18 protein-coding genes are annotated in these 20,482 nt (G+C 61.7%); 16 read left to right on the top strand and 2 right to left on the bottom strand.

Going from position 1 to position 20,482, the window contains the following annotated elements:
- Positions 1 to 70: 70 nt before the first annotated feature.
- The 10 genes from ACP7EE_RS20865 to ACP7EE_RS20820 all read left to right on the top strand — a co-directional run bounded on the left by ACP7EE_RS20865 (position 71) and on the right by ACP7EE_RS20820 (position 9,567).
- Positions 71 to 958: a Dyp-type peroxidase gene (locus ACP7EE_RS20865; RefSeq protein WP_426236391.1), complete on the top strand. Its 888-nt coding sequence runs from the start codon at positions 71 to 73 to the stop codon at positions 956 to 958.
- 9 nt (positions 959 to 967) lie between these two features.
- Positions 968 to 1,936: a Gfo/Idh/MocA family protein gene (locus ACP7EE_RS20860; protein WP_426236389.1), complete on the top strand. Its 969-nt coding sequence runs from the start codon at positions 968 to 970 to the stop codon at positions 1,934 to 1,936.
- 120 nt (positions 1,937 to 2,056) lie between these two features.
- Positions 2,057 to 2,809, top strand: coding sequence for a GntR family transcriptional regulator (locus ACP7EE_RS20855; protein WP_426236386.1), 753 nt, complete (start codon positions 2,057 to 2,059; stop codon positions 2,807 to 2,809).
- Entirely contained in the window at positions 2,806 to 4,536 is a 1,731-nt protein-coding gene (locus tag ACP7EE_RS20850) for a fumarate reductase/succinate dehydrogenase flavoprotein subunit (protein ID WP_426236384.1), read from the top strand. The genes ACP7EE_RS20855 and ACP7EE_RS20850 overlap by 4 nt, the downstream gene beginning before the upstream one ends.
- Before the next feature lie 26 nt (positions 4,537 to 4,562).
- Positions 4,563 to 4,808, top strand: coding sequence for a 4Fe-4S dicluster domain-containing protein (locus tag ACP7EE_RS20845; RefSeq protein WP_007959413.1), 246 nt, complete (start codon positions 4,563 to 4,565; stop codon positions 4,806 to 4,808).
- Between the two features lie 240 nt (positions 4,809 to 5,048).
- A complete protein-coding gene (locus ACP7EE_RS20840; RefSeq protein WP_426236382.1) occupies positions 5,049 to 6,452 on the top strand; it encodes an ABC transporter substrate-binding protein in 1,404 nt (467 codons plus the stop codon).
- Positions 6,453 to 6,702: 250 nt separating this feature from the next.
- Positions 6,703 to 7,485, top strand: a complete 783-nt coding sequence (locus ACP7EE_RS20835; protein ID WP_426236380.1) for an ABC transporter permease — start codon at positions 6,703 to 6,705, stop codon at positions 7,483 to 7,485.
- Positions 7,485 to 8,333, top strand: a complete 849-nt coding sequence (locus tag ACP7EE_RS20830) for an ABC transporter ATP-binding protein (protein ID WP_426236378.1) — start codon at positions 7,485 to 7,487, stop codon at positions 8,331 to 8,333. Before ACP7EE_RS20835 ends, ACP7EE_RS20830 begins: the two co-directional genes overlap by 1 nt.
- Positions 8,330 to 9,292 (top strand): HEAT repeat domain-containing protein, encoded by a 963-nt coding sequence (locus tag ACP7EE_RS20825; protein ID WP_426236376.1) that lies wholly within the window; start codon positions 8,330 to 8,332, stop codon positions 9,290 to 9,292. The genes ACP7EE_RS20830 and ACP7EE_RS20825 overlap by 4 nt, the downstream gene beginning before the upstream one ends.
- The gene (locus ACP7EE_RS20820; protein WP_426236374.1) at positions 9,289 to 9,567 is read left to right on the top strand and encodes a DUF971 domain-containing protein; all 279 of its coding nucleotides are present in this window, start codon (positions 9,289 to 9,291) and stop codon (positions 9,565 to 9,567) included. Before ACP7EE_RS20825 ends, ACP7EE_RS20820 begins: the two co-directional genes overlap by 4 nt.
- Before the next feature lie 124 nt (positions 9,568 to 9,691).
- Here ACP7EE_RS20820 and ACP7EE_RS20815 read toward each other — a convergent pair whose 3' ends face one another.
- Both ACP7EE_RS20815 and ACP7EE_RS20810 read right to left on the bottom strand, forming a co-directional pair.
- Positions 9,692 to 10,429, bottom strand: coding sequence for a TorF family putative porin (locus tag ACP7EE_RS20815; RefSeq protein WP_426236372.1), 738 nt, complete (start codon positions 10,427 to 10,429; stop codon positions 9,692 to 9,694).
- Positions 10,430 to 10,514: 85 nt separating this feature from the next.
- Positions 10,515 to 12,257: an amidohydrolase gene (locus ACP7EE_RS20810; protein ID WP_426236370.1), complete on the bottom strand. Its 1,743-nt coding sequence runs from the start codon at positions 12,255 to 12,257 to the stop codon at positions 10,515 to 10,517.
- Positions 12,258 to 12,360: 103 nt separating this feature from the next.
- On the opposite strand from ACP7EE_RS20810, the gene ACP7EE_RS20805 reads away from it, so the two are divergent.
- The 6 genes from ACP7EE_RS20805 to ACP7EE_RS20780 all read left to right on the top strand — a co-directional run bounded on the left by ACP7EE_RS20805 (position 12,361) and on the right by ACP7EE_RS20780 (position 20,482).
- On the top strand, positions 12,361 to 13,284 hold the full coding sequence (locus ACP7EE_RS20805) for a LysR substrate-binding domain-containing protein (RefSeq protein ID WP_426236368.1): 924 nt from the start codon (positions 12,361 to 12,363) through the stop codon (positions 13,282 to 13,284).
- A 157-nt stretch (positions 13,285 to 13,441) separates the two neighbouring features.
- Positions 13,442 to 14,059, top strand: coding sequence for a transcriptional repressor LexA (gene lexA, locus ACP7EE_RS20800; protein ID WP_426236366.1), 618 nt, complete (start codon positions 13,442 to 13,444; stop codon positions 14,057 to 14,059).
- Positions 14,059 to 14,676: a translesion DNA synthesis-associated protein ImuA gene (gene imuA / locus ACP7EE_RS20795; protein ID WP_426236364.1), complete on the top strand. Its 618-nt coding sequence runs from the start codon at positions 14,059 to 14,061 to the stop codon at positions 14,674 to 14,676. Before lexA ends, imuA begins: the two co-directional genes overlap by 1 nt.
- 7 nt (positions 14,677 to 14,683) lie before the next feature.
- Positions 14,684 to 16,099, top strand: a complete 1,416-nt coding sequence (locus tag ACP7EE_RS20790) for a Y-family DNA polymerase (protein ID WP_426236362.1) — start codon at positions 14,684 to 14,686, stop codon at positions 16,097 to 16,099.
- Positions 16,096 to 19,173 (top strand): error-prone DNA polymerase, encoded by a 3,078-nt coding sequence (locus tag ACP7EE_RS20785; protein ID WP_426236360.1) that lies wholly within the window; start codon positions 16,096 to 16,098, stop codon positions 19,171 to 19,173. Before ACP7EE_RS20790 ends, ACP7EE_RS20785 begins: the two co-directional genes overlap by 4 nt.
- A gap of 622 nt (positions 19,174 to 19,795) precedes the next feature.
- On the top strand, positions 19,796 to 20,482 hold the full coding sequence (locus tag ACP7EE_RS20780) for a CsgG/HfaB family protein (protein WP_426236439.1): 687 nt from the start codon (positions 19,796 to 19,798) through the stop codon (positions 20,480 to 20,482).

Genomic DNA, 20,482 nt, shown 5'->3' with positions numbered 1-20,482 from the left:
CTGCCGCCATCCAAAACCCCACAAACCCTCCGCCTACAGTTAAACTCCGCGCTCTTTCCAAGGAGTCGACATGAGTTACTACCAGCCGGGCATTCTCGCCACCCCTGTTCCATCGCAAGCACGTCATCTCTTTTTCGCCCTGCAATCGGTTGAAGCGCTGCCGCAGGCGATCGACAACCTGATGAATCTGGTGGACGGCAAGTCGGCGGTGATCGGTTTCGGTGAATCCCTGACCAAGGCCCTGAACGTGGAAATCGCCGGCCTGCGCAGCTTCCCGGCCATGACCGGTGTCGGTGTGGAAAACCCGTCGACCCAGCACGCGCTGTGGGTGTGGCTGCACGGTGTCGACCGTGGCGAACTGCTCAACCGCAGCAGCGAATTGCAAGCTGCACTGGCACCGGCCCTGCGCCTGGTGCAGATGCAGGAAGCCTTCCGCCACAAGGACGGCCACGACCTCACCGGTTATGAAGACGGTACCGAAAACCCGCACGATGAAGCTGCCGTCGCTGCAGCTTTGCTGGGCGAGGGCGCCGAAGGTCTGGTCGGTGGCAGTTTCGCCGCGATTCAGCAGTGGCAGCACAACCTCAAGGGGTTCCACGCGCTGTCGGCTGAAGACAAAGACAACATCATGGGTCGCCGTCTGAGCGACAACGAAGAAATCGACGACGCCCCGGTATCGGCCCACGTCAAACGTACCGCCCAGGAAAGCTTCGCCCCGGAAGCATTCGTGGTGCGGCGTTCGATGCCGTGGATCGAAGGCGAGCGCGCCGGGCTGATGTTTCTCGCATTCGGTTTCTCCCTCGACGCTTTCGAAGCACAACTGCGGCGCATGAGCGGACTTGAAGACGGCATCGTCGATGGTCTGTATCGCATCAGCCGCCCGATCACTGGCGGCTACTACTGGTGCCCGCCGCTCAAGGACGGCCACCTCGACTTGCGCGCGTTGCGCATCGGCTAAGGACTGACGATGGACGTGGTGCGTTGGGGCATGATCGGTTGTGGCAGCGTCGCTGAGCGCAAGAGCGGGCCGGCCTTCTACAAGGCGCCCGGTTCGGCGCTGGTGGCTGTGATGGGCCGACGCCTTGAGGCGGTCACCGATTACGCTGCACGCCACGGCATCGCGCGGGTCTACACCGATGTCGATGCGCTGATCAACGATCCCGAGGTGGACGCGGTGTACATCGCCACGCCACCCGACAGTCACCACGAATACAGCCTCAAAGTCGCCGCCGCCGGCAAGCATTGCTGCGTGGAAAAACCCATGGCGCTCAACGCCGGGCAAAGCCGCGAGATGCAGCAAGTGTTTGCCGCTGCCGGTCTGCACCTGTTCGTTTCCTACTACCGCCGCTCGTTGCCGCGCTTTCAGCAAGTGCGGCAGTGGCTGGAGCAGGGGCGCATCGGTGAGGTGCGGCACCTTAGCTGGACGCTGACCAAGGCGCCGTCGCCCAAGGATCTGGACGGTGGCGACAATTGGCGCACCGACCCTGCGGTCGCGGGTGGTGGTTACTTTGCCGATCTGGCCAGCCATGGCTTTGATCTGTTCCAGTACCTGCTTGGCGACATCACCGAAGTCGCCGGCTTCACTGCGCGTCAGGCTGGGTTGTATGCAGCGGAAGATGCGGTGAGTGCCAGTTGGCGTTTTGCCTCCGGCGCGCTAGGCATGGGCTGCTGGAGCTTTGTCGCGGATCGGCGTGAGGATCGGGTCGAGATAATCGGCAGCCTGGGGCGCATCGGTTTTTCGGTGTTCGATGAGCATCCGGTTGAGCTGCGCGCGGATGAACAGCTGAGCCTGACCATCGATCATCACGAACACATCCAGTGGCATCACGTGCTTGGCATGAACGCGCACATTCGCGGCGAGTCGCAGCACCCGGCCACGGGCGCCGAAGCGCTCAAGACCGATTGGGTCATGGACCAGATCCTCAACCGCCACTAAAACCCCTCGCCACAGGGTCGCGTCACAGCGCGTATAAGGTTATGCGCATTCGGTATTTCTCAAGCTTGTCATAACGTCTCTAAGATCACGTCATAACTCGTTATGACAAGTGATCCCGCGATGACCGATAACGTTCTCTCCCTCAGCAGCGTTCCCCTGCACACCCAACTGCGCGACGTGCTGCGCGCGCGGATTCTCGACGGCGAATACCCCCAAGACAGCCAGATGCCATCCGAAAGCGAGCTCGGCACGCTGTTCAAAGTCAGCCGCATCACCGTGCGCCAGGCCTTGGGCGATCTGCAAAAAGAAGGGCTGATCTTCAAGATTCACGGCAAAGGCACCTTCGTCGCCAAGCCGAAAACCTTTCAAAACGTCAGCTCCCTGCAAGGCCTCGCCGAGTCGATGACCGGGCGTGGCTACGAGGTGATCAACCGGCTGCGCAGCTTCAAATTCATCGGCGCCGACAAACGGGTCGCCGAGCGTTTGCAAATCGCGGAAGGCGAGATCGTCACCCAGATCAAACGCGTGCGACTGATCAATCGTGAACCGATTTCGCTGGAAATCACCTACCTGCCCAAAGCCATTGGCGAGCGGCTGGAGAAGGCTGATCTGGTCACTCGCGACATCTTCCTGATCCTCGAAAACGACTGCGGCCTTGCCCTCGGTCATGCCGATCTGGCCATCGACGCGGTGTTGGCTGACAGCGATCTGACCCAGGCGCTGAACGTCGAGGCCGGCTCGCCGATCATGCGCATCGAGCGCTTGACCCACGACGCCAACGGCCAGCCGCTGGATTTCGAACACCTTTACTACCGTGGCGATGCGTTCCAGTACCGCCTGCGGATCGACCGGCAAAAAGGGGAGCAGGCATGACGCGCAGCACGTTGGAGCAGGAATACGACATCGTCGTGATCGGCGGCGGCACTGCCGGGCCGATGGCCGCAATCAAGGCCAAGGAAAAAAACAAGGATCTGCGCGTGTTGCTGATCGACAAGGCCAACGTCAAGCGCAGCGGCGCGATCAGCATGGGCATGGACGGCCTGAATAACGCGATCATTCCCGGCCACTCCACACCGGAGCAGTACACCAAGGAAATCACCATCGCCAACGACGGCATCGTCAATCAGGCGGCGGTCTACGCCTACGCGACCCACAGTTTCGAAACCATCGAACAACTGGATCGCTGGGGCGTGAAGTTCGAGAAGGATGAAACCGGCGATTACGCGGTGAAAAAAGTCCACCACATGGGCGCCTATGTGCTGCCGATGCCCGAAGGGCACGACATCAAAAAAGTCCTGTATCGCCAATTGAAACGCGCGCGAGTGAGCATCACCAATCGGCTGGTGTGCACGCGGTTGCTGACTGACGAGGAGGGCGCGGTCAACGGCGTGATGGGCTTCGATTGCCGTACTGCGGACTTCCATGTGATCAAGGCCAAGGCGGTGATTCTGGCGTGCGGTGCCGCCGGACGACTTGGTCTGCCGTCTTCGGGTTACCTGATGGGCACCTACGAAAACCCGACCAATGCCGGCGACGGCTACGCCATGGCGTATCACGCCGGGGCGGAACTGGCGAACCTCGAATGCTACCAGATCAACCCGCTGATCAAGGATTACAACGGCCCGGCCTGCGCCTACGTCACCGGCCCGCTGGGCGGCTACACCGCCAACAACAAGGGCGAACGCTTCATCGAGTGCGACTACTGGAGCGGGCAGATGATGTGGGAGTTCCACCAGGAACTGGAGAGCGGCAACGGCCCGGTGTTCCTCAAACTCGATCACCTGGCCGAGGAAACCATCCAGAACATCGAGGAAATCCTGCACAGCAACGAACGTCCGAGTCGTGGTCAATTCCACGCCAATCGCGGCACCGACTACCGCACGCAAATGGTCGAAATGCACATCTCCGAGATCGGTTTTTGCAGCGGGCATTCGGCGTCCGGAGTATGGGTCAACGAGCGTGCGGAGACCTCGGTAAAGGGTTTGTACTCGGCCGGTGACATGGCCGCTGTGCCGCATAACTACATGCTTGGTGCGTTCACCTACGGCTGGTTTGCCGGCCATAACGCGGCAGAGTTTGTCGCCGGCCGCGAGTTCACCGCGCTGGATGCCGAGCAGATCGAGAAAGAGAAAGCGCGGGTCTACGCACCGCTGGATCGCGAACAGGGTCTGCCACCAGCGCAAGTCGAGTACAAGCTGCGGCGCTTCGTCAACGACTACCTGCAACCGCCAAAAGTGACCAAGAAGATGCAGATTGGTCTGCAACGCTTCAGCGACATCGAACGCGATCTCGATCAAATGAAGGCCAACAACCCGCACGAGCTGATGCGTGCAATGGAAGTCAGCATGATCCGCGACTGCGCCGAAATGGCCGCGCGCGCCTCGCTGTTCCGCGCCGAAAGCCGCTGGGGCTTGTATCACTACCGCGTTGATCACCCGAAACGCGACGACCGCGAATGGTTCTGCCATTGCCATCTGAAGAAAGGCGAGGACGGCCGCATGACCAGCTTCAAGAAAGCCGTCGAGCCGTACATCATCCCGCTCGATGCCGAAGAAATGCAGGCTTACGATCGCTTGCGCGTCGGCGCCTTCGCGGCTTGAGAATCCACTGACAGAGAGTCCGAACCATGGCCTATCAAGCCCAGGAAATCTTCTTCCGCTCCAACGCCCCGGTCACCGTCGACGAGGACAAATGCATCGCCGAAAAGGGCTGCACCGTGTGCGTCGACGTCTGCCCGATGGACCTGCTGGCGATCAACCCAGCGACGCAAAAGGCCTACATGGCGTTCGATGAATGCTGGTACTGCATGCCATGCGAAAAGGACTGCCCGACGGGTGCGGTGAAAGTTGAAATTCCTTACCTCCTGCGGTGACTGCAAGGACGCCATCGCTGGCAAGCCAGCTCCCACAGAGATTTGTAGTGGGATGAAGAATTTGCAAACGCCATAGAACCTGTGGGAGCTGGCTTGCCAGCGATGAGGCCAGTACAGACAACACAAAAGCCATCCGGAAACACCGGACGCTGAATTCACCAAAAACCACCCCTCGTTTCCCACCGCGCCCTGATCGCGGCGGAGACGAACATCCAATAAATGATTCGAGGGGATTCAACCATGTTGCGTGCAGCAATCGCCGGTCTGGTACTGGCTTCGTTCACCTTGTCAGCCTCGGCCGAAACCATCCGCATCGCCATCGGCACCCAGGACACCACCATCAACTGCGCCGCCGGCGGTTTGTTGATCCGCGAACTGGGCCTGCTCGACAAATACCTGCCCCACGATGGCGCCTACAAGGACGCCAAGTACGAGGTGCAGTGGAAAAACTTCACCAGCGGCGCACCGCTGACCAACGAGATGGTCGCCGGCAAACTCGACTTCGGCGCCATGGCCGATTTCCCCGGCGCATTCAACGGTGTGGCGTTTGAAAGCGCCGGCAAGCACAGCCTGTTCATCAGCGTGCTGTCGGGCAGCATCAAAGGCAGCGGCAACGGCATCGTGGTGCCGAGCGCGTCTGGCGTGCAGTCGTTGAGCGAACTCAAGGGCAAGACCATTTCCGTGCCGTTCGCCTCGACCGCTCACGGCATGTTGCTGCGCGCCGTGGCCGAGCAGGGCTGGGATCCGCTCAAAGACGTGAACATCATCGCTCAGCCGCCGGAGGTTGCCGGCTCAGCGTTGCAGGCCGGCAAGATCGACGCTCACGCCGATTTCGTGCCGTTCGCCGAACTGTTCCCGAGCCGTGGATTCGCACGCAAGATCTACGACGGCGCCCAAGCCAATGCGCCAACTTTCCACGGCGCGCTGGTCGATCAGGCCTATGCGAAAAAGTACCCGGAAATCGTCGTCGCCTACCTGCGCGCGAGTATCGAAGCCAATCAATTGCTCGCCGCTGAACCTGAGAAGTACAGCGAGCTGATCGCCAAAGTCACTGGCGTCGATGCCGAGGTCAACTACCTGTTCCACGGCCCGCTCGGCGTGCAGACCCGCGACCTGAGCTGGAAGCCGGAATATCGCCAGGCCGTCGGTACGGCGATCGACACCCTGAAACTGTTAAAGAAGGCTGATCGTGGGCTGGATTTGAACAGCTTCATTGATGATCAGTACATCCGCGCAGCGTTCAAGGCTTCGAATCTCGACTACAGCGCGCAATTGGCCAACTACGCGCAGACGCCTTTGAAGTCACTGGATGCGGCGACGGGTAAGGCGATCACTGATTTCAGCCATGTCGCCGAGATTTGGGTGCGTGGGGAAGACAAGGTGCGCCGGTATGCCTCGGCGGAGTCAGCGTTCACTGCGTTTGCCGGGTTGAAGCAGGAAGGTAAAAGCGTTCGTGCGGTGTATGCGCAGGCGAGTGACAGCGGGATCAAGTTGCTGGCGGAGCAAGCGTGGTTTGCCAGTGATGGGAAGGGGCGGTTGAGTGCGTTTTTATTGAAAGGCCAGGCGCAGCAATATGCGGCGACGCAGGGCGGAAAGGTGTTTGATTTTGCTGGTGCCACCACCCAGGCCGTGGCTAGCCGCTAACGGGAGATCAACAGCAGATCAAGAGCCCCTCACCCTAGCCCTCCCGAGACGTCGGACCGCCCGGAGGGAGAGGGGACTGACCGAGGTGTTTGGGCTTGATACATCGACCTGAAAATTCCGAGGCGAACTTGCTTTCGAAAACAACCGAGATCGGCCCCCTTTCCCCCTCGCCCCCTTGGGGGCGGTCCGACGATTCGGGAGGGCTGGGGTGAGGGGGTTCGATCTAAGCCATCACACGGAAATCCGATCCATGAAAACCCCAAAACCCCGCTGGACCGCCAGAGCCACTTCACTACTAATCTGCCTGCTGTTCTGGCATCTAGCCGCCAGCCACCACTGGAACCTCGGCCTCGTCACCTTCGCCAACGTCCCCACCCCCATGGCCGTCATCGAAGCCGCACTGGGCCTGGGCGACTCCGGCAAGCTCATGCAACACCTGACCAGCAGCCTCAGCCGCGTGTTCGTCGGCTACCTCGCCGCGCTGGTCATCGGCATCGCTTTGGGCCTGGCCATCGGTCGTTCGAAATGGGCCGAAGATCTGCTGTTACCACCACTGGAAGTCCTGCGCCCGATCCCCGCCGTCGCATGGATTCCACTGGCGATCCTGATGTTCCCGTCCTCAGAACTGTCGATGGTGTTCATCACCTTCACCGGGGCGCTGTTTCCGATTTTGCTCAACACCGTGCACGGCGTCGAAGGCGTCGATCCGCGCCTGATCGCGTCCGCCAAAAGCCTCGGCGCCGGACGCCGCGCGATCCTGCTGGAAGTGATTCTGCCGGGTGCTGCGCCGAGCATCATCACTGGCCTCGCCATCGGCATGGGCACCTCGTGGTTCTGCCTGGTCACCGCCGAAATGATCTCCGGCCAGTTCGGCATCGGTTACTACACCTGGGAGTCCTACACCATTCAGAACTACGCCGACATCGTGGTTGGCATGTTGCTGATCGGCGTATTGGGCATGGGCAGCAGCCTGCTGATCAAACGCCTCGGCGGGCTGTTCACGCCGTGGCATCGACCACGAGGGAAAGCCTGATGAGTGCCATGCAAACCCCGGAAGGGCGGATCGATATCCGTCAGTTATCCATCGTCCTCGGCGAAGGCCACGAGGCATTCGAAGCGGTGCAAGGGCTGGATTGCCAGATCGAGCCGGGCCAGTTCGTATGCATCCTCGGGCCGTCCGGTTGCGGCAAATCGACCTTGCTTGGCGCGCTCGCCGGGCACTTGCAGCCGCGTGGCGGGCAACTGAAAGTCGATGGCGCCGAAGTCTCCGGGCCGTCGCCACAGCGCGGCATGGTGTTCCAGCATCACACGCTGTTCCCGTGGCGCACGGTGCGCGACAACGTCGCGTTCGGCCTGAAGATGCGCGGCATCGGCAAGGCTGAACGGCATCGTGCGGCGGATGAAATCCTCGCGCTGGTCGGTCTCGACGGCTTCGCCGAGCGCTGGCCGGATCAGCTCTCCGGCGGCATGCAGCAGCGGGTGGAAATCGCCCGCGTGCTGGTCAACCGGCCGCGCCTGTTGCTGATGGACGAGCCGTTCGGCGCGCTGGATGCGCTGACCCGGCTGAACATGCAGGAACTGCTGCTCGACATCTGGACGCGCATCCGTACCACCGTGGTGTTCGTCACCCATGACATCGACGAAGCGCTGTTCCTCGCCGACCGCTTGCTGGTGATGAGCGCACGCCCGGGGCGGATCATCGAAGACTTGCATCTGGAATTCCCGCGTCCGCGTACCACCGAGCTGGTCACCAGCCCTGAATTTTCCCGGCTCAAGCGTCACTGCCTTGAGCTGCTGCGCCATGACGACAATCGACCGCTGCCACGCCTCAACCCGCTCGGTTTGCCTCCCGAAAACCCTTTGCCACGGTTTGCCCTATGAGCTCATTTTTTGCTGTGACCGATAACGACGAAATTCTTGCTCTGCAACCGCGCCTTACCGCCGAAGATTCCGGTGTGCGGCGGATTGCGCTGATCGACTTGGCTGACCTTGAAGAGCCCGAGGGTCTGCTCTGGCTGGTCGAGCGACTGGCTGAAGATCGGGCCGAAGAAGTGCGCGCCGAAGCTGCGCGTCTGCTGGAAGCCTGGGAGGATGAGCCGGTGGTTGAGGCGTTGTGTCAGGCGCTGACCGATCCTGCTTTGGCAGTACAGGCCGCCGCCGCACAAAGTCTGAGCCTGCTGAAAACCGAAGCGGCGGGGCGGGTGATTCTGCCGTGGACTGCGCATGCCGACATCAACGTACGCATTGCCGCGTTTCGCGCGCTGCGTGAATTGCGATTCCCCGACGCCGCACCTGCAGCTGTCCTGGCGCTGAACGATACCGACGCCAACGTGCGACGCGAAGCCGTGGGCGTGCTCGGCTGGCTCAAGCAGCTCGATGCTTTACCGGCACTGGCACGCCTGGCCAGTGCTGATCCCGACACCGAAGTACGCCGCGCCGCGACCGGCGCCCTCGGCCTTGCATCCGGCGCCGAAGTGCTGCCGGCGTTGCGTCAGGCTTTGCAGGATTCGGCCTGGCAAGTACGCGAAGAAGCCGCCACCACACTGGGCAAAGTCGGCCAATCCGACGCCGGTCCGGCGCTGATCGAAGCCCTGAGCGATGACTACTGGCAAGTCCGCCTGCGCGCCACCCGCAGCCTCGGGCGGCTCAAGTACGCCGCTGCCCTCGATGCGCTGATCGAAACCCTCGGCCACCGCATCAGTAACCTGCGCAAGGAGGCCGCGCTGGCCCTCGGCGAACTGCATGATCGCGGTGCCGTGGCCGCGTTGCAGGCCGCCCAGGATGACGGCGACCCGGAAGTACGCAAAGCCGTGCGCATCGCGCTGAGTCAGTTGCAATGAACCCGGTCGCCATCGGCAACTCGCAAACTGCGCAGACGCTGCGCCTGAACTGGCCGGATGGCCGCGAATCGCTGCTCAGTCATGCCGAATTGCGTCGCCAGTGCCCGTGCTCGCAATGCCGGGCGTTTCGTTTGCAAGGCACACCGCCGATGGTCGACCCGCGCGTACGCGTCATCGAAATAAACGCCCAGGGCTACGGCCTGCAACTGGTATTCAGCGACGGCCATCAGCGCGGCATCTACCCCTGGCCCTACCTGCAACAATTAATTTCCTGAAAACACCTTCGCCCCTGTAGGAGCTGCCGAAGGCTGCGATCTTTTGATCTTGCTTCTAAAAAACAAGATCAAAAGATCGCAGCCTCGTTGCACTCGTCAGCTCCTACAGGGGGATTGTTGGTGGTCAGAAAGATTTGCTGAGGCTGGCGACGACGGTCGCGCTGCACACATCCTTGAATCCCCAGTTGCTCAAGCACTGGGTTTGCGACAGGTCGGTGTCCAGGTAGCTCAACCCCAGCACCACGCCGGCCAGATCGTGGGTCAGTTTGACTTCCCACTCGCGGTAGGATTCGTCGCCATGACCGGACGCCGAATACAGATGTGGATCCTTGAAATCCATAGTGCCGTAACGCAATTTCAGGCCGGAATCGAACGGCAATTCGGTCTCGTAACTGACATAGCTGTAAAGCGAACTCTGCTGGCTGTCGATCCCCGGCGCATCGCTGGAATAGTAGGCCGCAAGCTTCACTCCGTAAGCGCCGAGAATCGCGTAGACCTCGCTTTGATTGAACTGGCTTTCCTTGGGATAGGCGTACTTGATGTACCCCAGATCCAGACTGACGACCTCGCTGGCCTGCCATAGCCAACCGGCGTAGTAATCGACTTCATGACGGGCTTTCAAGCCGCCGCCGAAATCGACATTGGAACTCCAGGCGCCTGCATAGAGGCCGCTGTTGTGCGCGAGGGTCAGACCGGCCTGTGCAGCTGGGTCGTTCTGGGTTTGCGAGATGCCGCGCGTGCGGTAGTCGCTGGCCAGCGTCAGGTCCACCAGCAGGTTGAAGTCGTCATTCAGCGGTACGCCGTGGCTGCTCAAGGGCAGCAGGCTCAAGGAACCGAGGGCGAGCAAAGGCAAGGCTTTCATGTGAAGTCCCGATGTTGTGATTGTTATGGGGCACAAGGAAAACTGTGGGGGCCAGCAGGCTGGCTCCCGCAGAGAAATTGTGTTGCTAGAGGGGCGAGGTGTAGATCTGACGTCCGGCGAACCAGGTTTGCAGCACTTGAGTGTCATGCAGGGCTTTGTCATCGACGCTGAACACGTCGCGATCGAGCACGATGAAGTCGGCTTGTTTGCCCGGACTCAGCGAGCCAATGGTTTTCTCCAGGCCAATGGTGCGCGCGGCGTTGGCGGTGTAGGCGTAGAACATGCTTTCGCGGTCCAGACGTTCGTCGGCGTTGAGTACGCCCAACGGCCCGACGCGGGTGATGGCCTGGGCCATGGCGTTCCACGGATTCGGCGAGGACACCGGCCAGTCGCTGGCGCCGGCAATTGTTGCGCCCTGTTTGAGCAACGAGTGCGCCGGGTATTGATAGCGAAAGGCGAGGGCGCTGACGTAAGGCTTGATCATCTCGGTGGTGTAGTCGTCGGCACTGGCCCACAGCAGTTGCATCGAAGCAATCACGTTGAGCGGTTTGAAGCGGGCGAACTCGCTCGGGTTGACCATCTGCAAGTGAGTGATCGAATGGCTGATGCCGCTCTGGCGATCCTTGCGCGCCTGGGCGATGCCGTTCAGCGCTTCACGCACCGCGCGGTCGCCGATGGCATGGATATGTACCAGCCAGCCGCGCTGGTCGATGGCGCTGACCAGTTCGCCGAAATGCTGGGGATCGATCAGCAATTCGCCTTGTTTGTGCGAATTGCTGTACGGCTCGATCATCGCTGCGCTCTGCGCCGGGTATTCGATCACACCGTCGGCGAAGATCTTGACTCCGGGCAAGGTCAGGTTGGGGATGCCCTGAAATTGCTGACGCACCTTGTCCAGCGTATCGAGATCGGCCGGTACGCTTTTTGAGTTGGCCACCAGCAGCGCGGCGACGTGGGCGCTCATGCCGCCGCTTTCTGAAAGAGCTTTATAGGCCGGCAGCACGCCTACGGTTTTCTCGGTGGGTTTGAGGGCGAATACCGGCTCGCCCGGCGCGGCGTTGGCGGCGGGGTCCATCCACGCGGTAATCCCCAGGCTGTTGTTGTAACGCACCGCCGATTGGGCGGCTTTGAGCATGTCTTCGGCGCTCGGCACCGGCATTTTCGAGGCGACCCGGTCCCAGCCGGCATCGACCACAAAGCCGTTTGGCTCACCGCTGGCGAATTTGCCGATGGTGTCTTTTTCGGCGTCGGGCAGGTTTTTCAGCAGTGCGGCGTCGATGCCCGCGCGCTTGAGCATCACGTTATTGGCCCATGCGGTGTGGTGATCGCTGCCGGTGAACACCACGGGCACCTCGGCCCACTCGCCGCTGTTGAAGGTTTTGCCCAAGGCTTCGGCCTGCGCCCAGTACATGGAACTCATGCCGGCGACGCTCAGCACGACCCCATGCCTTGCCTTGCCGTCATCGCGCCAGCCGCGCAGCCGGTTTGCCAGTTCATCGAGGCTGACCACTTCGTCTTCCATGTTGGCCGCGACCATTTCCAGTCCGCCGAAAATCGCGTGGGAATGGCTGTCGATCAGGCCGGGCATCAGCGCTTTGCCGCCGAGGTCGATGACTTGGGTGCCAGGTTCGATCAGGGCTTTGATCTGTGCGTCGGAGCCGACTTTCAGCACTTTGCCGTTTTCCACTGCCAGCGCCTGCACCTTCGGCTGAGCACGGTCGGCGGTGAAAATCTTGCCGTTGAGCAGCACCAGATCGGCGGCGGCCATGGCTTCCATCGAGGCAAAACTCACGGCGGCGGCCAATAGGCTCGGGATGAATCTTTTCATTGAAGATTTCCTTGTTATTGCGTCTGATGGCCAGATTAGTGGCTGGCAACGGCCGACAGAACGCCTCCCTCACGAAAAACGTTTTTGCCTGAATGGAAAAAGCATGGACAAGCTGGGTGCTTTGAAAATGTTTGTGGTCACTGCGCAACTTGGCAGTTTCAGCCGTGCCGCCGAGCAATTGGGCAAGACTCCGTCGGCGCTGACTAAAGCGGTGAATCATCTCGAATCAGAGCTGGGTGCGCGGCTGTTCGAGCGCAGCACGCGGCGGATTCTGCTGACTGAAATCGGTCGGCTGTATCTGGAAACCGCGCGGCAGGTGTTGCAGCGCCTTGACGAGGCAGGCGAGGAAATCGAGCAGTTGCAGCACGGCCTGCGCGGCAGCCTGAAAATCACCGCTCCACTGGCCTATGGGCGGGCGTTTCTCGATCAGGTGTGTGACGGCTTTTTGCAGCAATACCCGCAGATCAGCCTGCAAGTGGACCTGTGCGACGAGTTCGTCAATCTGCTGGAAAGCGGCTACGATCTGGCGCTGCGCGAAGGCCATGACGACTTGCCGGGGCTGATTGCGCGGGTGGTCGGCAGCAATCGCCTGGCCTTGTGCGCCAGCCCCGAATACCTGGCGCGCAAGGGTTTGCCGGTGACTCCGCAAACCCTCGATCAGCATGAATGGCTGTTGTATCGGCATCCGCTGCTCAGCCGCGAATTCTGGTGGGCCGAACGCGATGGTCAGCGCCTGAGTCTGCCTCAGCCGGTAGCACCACGCTTGCGCAGCGATAATTACGACCTGTTGCTGGCCAGTGCGCTGGCCGGGCGCGGCTTGCTGCACACGCCGCTGTGGAGCGCCGCGCCATACATCGCCGATGGGCGGCTGGTGCGGGTGATGGCGGACTACGAGATCGACCCGGACAGCTTTGGCCCGCACATTCTCGCGGTGTACCCGAGCCATCGGCGGGCCACGGCCAAAGTCGTGGCCTTCATCGACTACATCGCAGAGTTTCTAAAGGCGCCCCACCCACCGTCTCTGTAGGAGCTGACGAGTGCAACGAGGCTGCGATCTTTTGATCTTGTTTTTTTAGAAGCAAAGTCAAGAGCTCGCAGCCTTCGGCAGCTCCTACAGGGGGATTTCAGTGTCTTTGGGTGGGCCGACCTGCGGTGCTTGTCAGGAAATTCCCACAGGAGTACAAATGTACTCCATGACGACTCTGACTCCCCGCCGTACCGCCATCCTGACTTTTATCCGCGAACGCATCGCCGAACACGGTCAGCCCCCAAGCCTCGCTGAAATCAGCGAGGCTTTTGGTTTTGCCTCGCGCAGCGTGGCGCGCAAGCATGTGCTGGCGCTGACTGAAGCCGGGTTTATCGAGGTCAATCCGCATCAGGCACGTGGTATTCGCTTGCTCAATCAACCGCCGCGTGCCGAGTTGCTGGAGATCCCGGTGCTGGGTCGCGTGGCCGCCGGTGCACCCATTGGCGCCGATGCCGACATCCACAACCGGCTGATGCTCGACCCGGCGCTGTTTTCCAGAGTGCCGGACTACATGCTGCGGGTGCAGGGCGATTCGATGATCGGCGACGGCATCCTCGACGGTGATCTGGTCGGCGTACGGCGCAATCCTGAAGCGCTCAACGGCCAGATCGTGGTGGCGCGGCTCGACGGCGAAGTCACCATCAAACGTTTTGAGCGGGTCGGCGATCAGGTGCGTCTGCTGCCGCGCAACCCGGCGTATCAGCCGATTGTGGTGCGCGCCGATCAGGATCTGGCGATCGAAGGCGTGTTCTGTGGTCTGGTGAGGCAAGGCTGATGGGCGCCGTCGTTGCGTTGGATACGCTGTTCAATGGCGGCCAGGTCTGGAGAGGCCGGCCTGCGCCACCGGCTGCCAGCCCGCAACCGACCGGGCATGCAGCGCTGGACGCGGCATTGCCCAGTGGCGGCTGGCCGGAAGCGGCGCTGAGCGAAATCCTCTTGGCCGGGCCGGGTGTCGGCGAGCTGCAACTGGTGTGGCCGACGCTGGCGCGGCTGTCGGCGGCGGGCGAGCGCATTGTGCTGGTGGCGCCGCCGTTCGTGCCGTACCCGCAAGCCTGGGCGAATGCCGGGGTCGATCTGCGCCAGTTGTCGGTGATTCAAGCGAGTGAGCGCGATGCCTTGTGGGCGGCGGAACAATGCCTGCGTTCGGGCAGTTGCGGCGCGGTGCTGTGCTGGCCGCTTAAGGCCGATGACCGCGCATTGCGGCGTTTGCAGGTAGCGGCGGAAACCGGCCAGACCCTGGCGTTTGCGTGGCGACCGTTGAGCGAAGCGGTGAATCCGTCACCGGCCGCATTGCGAATTGCGATTGATGCCAAACCGGCCCAGCTGCGCGTACTCAAGTGCCGTGGCGGACTGGCGCGTACGGCGCCGATTGTTTACGCCGTAGGTCATTGAGGTCGTCATGCGCTGGGTATGTATTGTGTTCCCGCAATTGGCGCTCGACGCGGTATTGCGTCAGCGTTCCGATCCCGATGAGCCGTTGGTACTGCTCAGCGGACCGGCGCAGCGTCGAGTGCTGCAAGCGGTGAATGCATCAGCGCGCAAGCTCGGGCTGCGTCCCGGCCAGTCGATGACCGCCGCGCAAGCCATGAGCAAAGGTTTTGTCACCGCCGATTACGACATCGCCGAGGTCGGCCACTGGCAGCAGTTTCTTGCGGCATGGGCTTACGGTTTCAGCGCGCAGGTCAGCGTGCATTACCCGCGTGCGGTGGTGTTTGAAATCGAATCCAGCCTTGGGCTGTTTGGCTCGTGGGCGCAACTTGAAGCGCGGCTGCGCAGTGAGCTGAGCGCACTTGGCTTCCGTCATCGCATCGTCGCTGCGCCCAATCCTGTGGCGGCGCGGGTGCTGGCCAACGCCTATGACGGCTTGGTGGTGCCCGACGGCGAGGCCTTGCAGCATCACCTCGGGCAATTGCCGGTCGATCGCGTGGGGCTGGAGCCGAACGTGGCCACCGCGCTGTCGCGCATGGGCCTGCGCAACCTCAGCCAGGTACAGAACCTGCCGCGTCAGGCGCTGGCGCGGCGTTTCGAGGCACAGGTGCTCAAGCACCTCGACACGCTGTTTGGCGCGCGTCCCCAGGCTTTGGCGTTCTATCTGCCACCGGATCGTTTTGACGTGCGCATCGAACTGAATTTCGACGTGCAATCGCATCAGGCGCTGCTGTTCCCGCTGCGCCGCTTGACCTCGGATCTATCGACGTTCCTCTGCGGGCGCGACAGCGGGGTGCAGCGCTTCGACCTGCATCTGGAACACGCCGGGCTGCCGGACACGCTGATCAAGGTCGGGCTGCTCAGCGCCGAGCGTGATCCGGCGATGCTCTTCGAACTGGCGCGCGGACGCTTGGAGCAAGTGCAGGTCGAGGCGCCGGTACGCGGGTTTCGCTTGCGTGCGGAGGATCTGCCGAGTTTCGTGCCGCAGTTTCAGGAACTGTTCGATGACCGCCCGCAACAGACCTTGCCTTGGGAGCAACTGCGCGAACGCTTGCGTGCGCGGCTCGGAGATGAAGCGGTGCAGGGCTTGCGTTTTCAGGCGGATCATCGCCCCGAATGTGCGTGGCAGAGCGCCGACGACAAACAGCGCTGCAATCCGTTGCCGGGTGTTTATCGTCCGGGCTGGCTGCTCGGCGAGCCGAAAACCGTACCCGACGGTTCGGCGCGGATTCTCATGGGGCCGGAGCGTATCGAGTCCGGCTGGTGGGACGGTGACGATGTGCGCCGCGATTATTACCTGATCCAGAACCGCGCCGGCCAGCAAGGCTGGGCTTATAGAGCAGTGGGCGAGGGTGGCCCGTTGTGGCTGCAGGGCTGGTTCGCATGAATGACGGTTATGCCGAACTGCATTGCCTGTCGAACTTCAGTTTCCAGCGCGGCGCGTCCAGTGCGCTGGAGCTGTTTCAACGGGCGAAAAAGCATGGCTATCAAGCCTTGGCGATCACCGATGAATGCACCTTGGCCGGCATCGTTCGGGCTTGGCAGGCGGCGAAATCGGTGGAGTTGCCGCTGATCATCGGCAGTGAAATCCGCATCGAGAACGGCCCTAAACTGCTGCTATTGGTGGAAAACCTTGCGGGCTATCAGGCGCTGTGCGGCTTGATCACCCGCGCCCGGCGGCGCACGCAGAAGGGCCAGTATCAGGTGCTGCGCGAAGATTTCAGTCAGCCGTTGCCGGGGTTGCTGGTGTTGTGGGTGCCGGACACGGTCGATGACATTGAAGAAGGCCGCTGGCTGCAACAGACCTTCGGCGAACGCCTGTGGCTGGCGGTGCAGATGCATCGCGGGCAGGACGACCAGCGACGGCTGGCTGCACTGTTGAATCTGGCCAGCGAGTTGGGCATTCCTCCGGTGGCCAGCGGTGACGTGCACATGCATGCGCGAGGACGGCGCGCCTTGCAGGACACCATGACCGCGATCCGCCATCACTTGCCGGTGGCCGAGGCCGGATTGCGCCTGCACCCGAATGGCGAGCGGCATCTGCGCAGCCTTGAAGTATTGCAGGAGCTGTATCCGCCAGCGTTGCTCGCAGAGTCGGTGACGCTGGCGCGGCGCTGCACTTTCGATCTGAGCCAGTTGCGTTATCAATACCCCAAAGAACTGGTGCCTGAAGGCCACAGTGCCAGTTCGTGGTTGCGGCATCTGACGGAAGAGGGCATCGCCTGGCGCTGGGAGAAAGGCGTCAAAGCCGAGGTGCTGACGCAAATCGACAATGAACTGGCGCTGATCGCCGAGCTCGGCTACGAAAGCTACTTCCTCACCGTGCACGATGTGGTGCAGTTCGCTCGCAAGCAGAACATTCTCTGTCAGGGCCGCGGTTCGGCAGCCAACTCGGCGGTGTGTTTTGCCTTGGGCATCACCGAGATCGACCCGGATCGCACCACGCTGTTGTTCGAACGTTTCATGTCTAAAGAGCGCAATGAACCGCCGGACATCGACGTCGACTTCGAACACGAACGCCGCGAAGAAGTCCTGCAATACGTGTTTCGCCGGTATGGCCGGGGGCGCGCGGCGCTGACGGCGGTGGTCAGCACCTATCACGCCGCCGGTGCGGTGCGCGACGTGGCCAAGGCGCTGGGCCTGCCTCCGGATCAGATCAACGCGCTGGCCGATTGCTGCGGGCACTGGAGCGATGAAACCCCGCCCGTCGATCGCTTGATCGAGGGTGGCTTCGACCCGGACAGCCCGATTCTACGGCGGGTGCTGAGCCTGACCGGGCAATTGATCGGCTTCCCTCGGCATCTGTCGCAACATCCCGGCGGTTTCGTGATTTCCGAGCAGCCGCTGGACACGCTGGTGCCGGTGGAAAACGCCGCGATGGCCGAACGCACGATCATTCAATGGGACAAGGACGACCTCGACGCGGTCGGGCTGCTCAAAGTCGACATCCTTGCCCTCGGCATGCTCAGTGCGATCCGCCGCTGTTTCGATTTGCTGCGCCGGCATCGCAATCAGAACCTGACTCTGGCGACGATCCCGCCCGAAGACCGCCCTACCTACGAGATGATCAGTCGCGCCGACACGGTCGGCGTGTTCCAGATCGAGTCGCGGGCGCAGATGTCGATGCTGCCGCGCTTGCGCCCGCAAAAGTTCTACGACCTGGTGATTCAGGTGGCCATCGTCCGGCCGGGGCCGATTCAGGGCGGGATGGTGCATCCGTATCTGCGCCGACGCGACAAAATCGAGCCTGAAATCTATCCCTCGCCAGCACTCGAAGTGGTGCTCAAACGCACCCTCGGCGTGCCGCTGTTTCAGGAGCAGGTGATGCAGATCGCCATCGTCGCAGCGGACTACAGCCCCGGCGAGGCCGATCAGTTGCGTCGCTCGATGGCCGCGTGGAAGCGCCACGGCGGGCTGGAACCGCACAAAGCGCGACTGGCCGCGGGCATGCAGAAAAACGGTTATACGGCAGAGTTCGCCGCGCAGATCTTCGAGCAGATCAAGGGCTTTGGCAGTTATGGCTTTCCCGAATCCCACGCCGCCAGTTTCGCCTTGCTGACTTATGCCAGTTGCTGGCTCAAATGCCACGAACCGGCGGCGTTCGCCTGTGCGCTGATCAACAGTTGGCCGATGGGTTTTTACAGCCCGGATCAGATTCTGCAGGATGCGCGTCGGCATCATTTGCAGATTCGCGCGGTGGACGTGTGCGCCAGTGACTGGGATTGCAGCCTGGAACCGGTGCCTGGCGCACAACCGGCGATCCGCATGGGCCTGCGCATGATCAAAGGCTTTCGTGAGGACGATGCCTTGCGCATTGAAGCCGCACGGGCGCGCGGGGCGTTTGCCGATGTCGCCGATCTGGGCATGCGGGCCGCGCTGGACAGTCGGGCGCAGGCGTTGCTGGCAGACTCGGGTGCTTTGCGCGGGTTGGCCGGGCATCGCCATCGGGCGCGCTGGGAAGTGGCCGGGGTGCAGAAACAGCTCGGTCTGTTCGAAGGCTTGCCGAGTCAGGAAGAACCGGACGTGGCGCTGCCCAAGCCGAGTGTCGGCGAAGATCTGTATGCCGATTACGCGACCATCGGTACGACGCTGGGGCCGCATCCACTGGCGCTATTGCGCGAGCAGTTACGCAAACTGCGCTGTCGCAGTTCGCGCGAGTTGATGGAAGTCGAGCATGGGCGGCCGGTGAGCATCGCCGGGTTGGTCACCGGACGCCAACGGCCCGGGACTGCGAGTGGCGTGACTTTCGTGACGCTGGAGGACGAGTTCGGCAACGTCAATGTGGTGGTCTGGCGTGATCTGGCCGAGCGTCAGCGGCAGGTGCTGGTGGGGTCGCAATTGCTCAAGGTCGATGGGCGCTGGGAACGGCAGGGTGAAGTTCGGCACTTGATTGCCGGGCGCATGAGTGATTTGAGTTCGATGCTGGATGGCGTTCATGTGCGTAGTCGCGATTTTCACTGACGTGATCACTTCTTGAGTACATATCCGTTGTTGCGGTTATGGCTGCTTGGGGTTCCGCCCTTACGGCGGGTCACCTTTTTCAAACGCCAAAAAGGTAACCCAAAAGGCTTTGCCCTGACGTTCGGCCCTCGCTGTGGCTCGGGTTCCTTCGCTCCGGGATCGCTCCGGGGGCATCGCCTCCGGTTTGCTGCGCTGCACCTCCTCTCGATGTGTTTGGCTGCGCCAAACGGTCGCTGCGCTCCCACCCCCGGATCAATCCCTCCACTCAGCCTGCCGACGGGCGCTCGAGATCAAGAGCGGTACTCGAGCTTGCGCTCATTGTGTTGAGTGGGGCGGCTTTGCCGCATGGGTTGTACGCGAATCAAAACCTGTGGGAGCTGGCTTGCCAGCGATGGCGGCCTTATAGCCGACCAGTCTCTGCCAGATGTACCCAGTTCCCCCTGTGGGAGCAGCAGTTTCTTGCGGATGTATCTCAACAGAGGTATCTGCGATGCCAATCCACTGGCGTCAAAAAAAACTGTATTCAGTGGTGGCACTTTGGCATAATGCCGGCCGTTTCGCGTCCACCACCGCATTGCCGCGCCCGGATGCACAGAATTTTCAAAAGGAATGCACAGTGAGAATGATCTCCCGGATGTTGGTCTCGGGCGTTGCGATTGCCGTCCTCGGCACTCTGGCCGGTACACTTGCCGGTTGCGCCACCGAAAGCTCCCGCGCGCTGCCGATCGCCAAGGTCGAAAGCGCTTCTCAGGTCTGGACCGGTGTTCGCGTGCCGATGGCTGTGGGCAAGTTTGATAACCGTTCGAGCTATATGCGCGGGATCTTTTCCGATGGCGTCGACCGTCTCGGCGGGCAGGCCAAGACCATCCTGATCACGCATTTGCAGCAGACCAACCGGTTCTCGGTGCTGGATCGCGACAACATGGGCGAGATCCAGCAGGAAGCCGCGATCAAGGGCCAGGCCCAGCGTCTGAAGGGCGCCGATTACGTGGTGACCGGTGACGTCACCGAGTTCGGCCGCAAAGAGATCGGCGATCATCAGTTGTTCGGCATTCTCGGCCGTGGCAAGACCCAGATCGCTTACGCCAAGGTCAACCTGAACATCGTCAACATCAGCACTTCCGAAGTGGTGTATTCGACTCAGGGCGCCGGCGAATACGCCTTGTCCAACCGCGAAGTCATCGGCTTCGGCGGCACCGCTGCATACGACTCTACCCTCAACGGCAAAGTACTGGATCTGGCCATGCGCGAGGCGATCAATCGTCTGGTTGATGGTATGAACGCCGGTGCCTGGAAACCGGGCAACTGA

The sequence above is a fragment of the Pseudomonas sp. TWP3-2 genome, assembly GCF_049897765.1.
GTDB lineage: Bacteria > Pseudomonadota > Gammaproteobacteria > Pseudomonadales > Pseudomonadaceae > Aquipseudomonas.
Note: the sequence above shows the minus strand (reverse complement) of the source record. Positions and strands in the feature narration are given on the sequence as shown.

Coding starts and splice junctions, on each gene's coding strand:
- ACP7EE_RS20865 (WP_426236391.1), top strand. CDS start 71: ATGAGTTACTACCAGCCGGGCATTCTCGCCACCCCTGTTCCATCGCAA.
- ACP7EE_RS20860 (WP_426236389.1), top strand. CDS start 968: ATGGACGTGGTGCGTTGGGGCATGATCGGTTGTGGCAGCGTCGCTGAG.
- ACP7EE_RS20855 (WP_426236386.1), top strand. CDS start 2,057: ATGACCGATAACGTTCTCTCCCTCAGCAGCGTTCCCCTGCACACCCAA.
- ACP7EE_RS20850 (WP_426236384.1), top strand. CDS start 2,806: ATGACGCGCAGCACGTTGGAGCAGGAATACGACATCGTCGTGATCGGC.
- ACP7EE_RS20845 (WP_007959413.1), top strand. CDS start 4,563: ATGGCCTATCAAGCCCAGGAAATCTTCTTCCGCTCCAACGCCCCGGTC.
- ACP7EE_RS20840 (WP_426236382.1), top strand. CDS start 5,049: ATGTTGCGTGCAGCAATCGCCGGTCTGGTACTGGCTTCGTTCACCTTG.
- ACP7EE_RS20835 (WP_426236380.1), top strand. CDS start 6,703: ATGAAAACCCCAAAACCCCGCTGGACCGCCAGAGCCACTTCACTACTA.
- ACP7EE_RS20830 (WP_426236378.1), top strand. CDS start 7,485: ATGAGTGCCATGCAAACCCCGGAAGGGCGGATCGATATCCGTCAGTTA.
- ACP7EE_RS20825 (WP_426236376.1), top strand. CDS start 8,330: ATGAGCTCATTTTTTGCTGTGACCGATAACGACGAAATTCTTGCTCTG.
- ACP7EE_RS20820 (WP_426236374.1), top strand. CDS start 9,289: ATGAACCCGGTCGCCATCGGCAACTCGCAAACTGCGCAGACGCTGCGC.
- ACP7EE_RS20815 (WP_426236372.1), bottom strand. CDS start 10,429: ATGAAAGCCTTGCCTTTGCTCGCCCTCGGTTCCTTGAGCCTGCTGCCC.
- ACP7EE_RS20810 (WP_426236370.1), bottom strand. CDS start 12,257: ATGAAAAGATTCATCCCGAGCCTATTGGCCGCCGCCGTGAGTTTTGCC.
- ACP7EE_RS20805 (WP_426236368.1), top strand. CDS start 12,361: ATGGACAAGCTGGGTGCTTTGAAAATGTTTGTGGTCACTGCGCAACTT.
- lexA (WP_426236366.1), top strand. CDS start 13,442: ATGTACTCCATGACGACTCTGACTCCCCGCCGTACCGCCATCCTGACT.
- imuA (WP_426236364.1), top strand. CDS start 14,059: ATGGGCGCCGTCGTTGCGTTGGATACGCTGTTCAATGGCGGCCAGGTC.
- ACP7EE_RS20790 (WP_426236362.1), top strand. CDS start 14,684: ATGCGCTGGGTATGTATTGTGTTCCCGCAATTGGCGCTCGACGCGGTA.
- ACP7EE_RS20785 (WP_426236360.1), top strand. CDS start 16,096: ATGAATGACGGTTATGCCGAACTGCATTGCCTGTCGAACTTCAGTTTC.
- ACP7EE_RS20780 (WP_426236439.1), top strand. CDS start 19,796: ATGATCTCCCGGATGTTGGTCTCGGGCGTTGCGATTGCCGTCCTCGGC.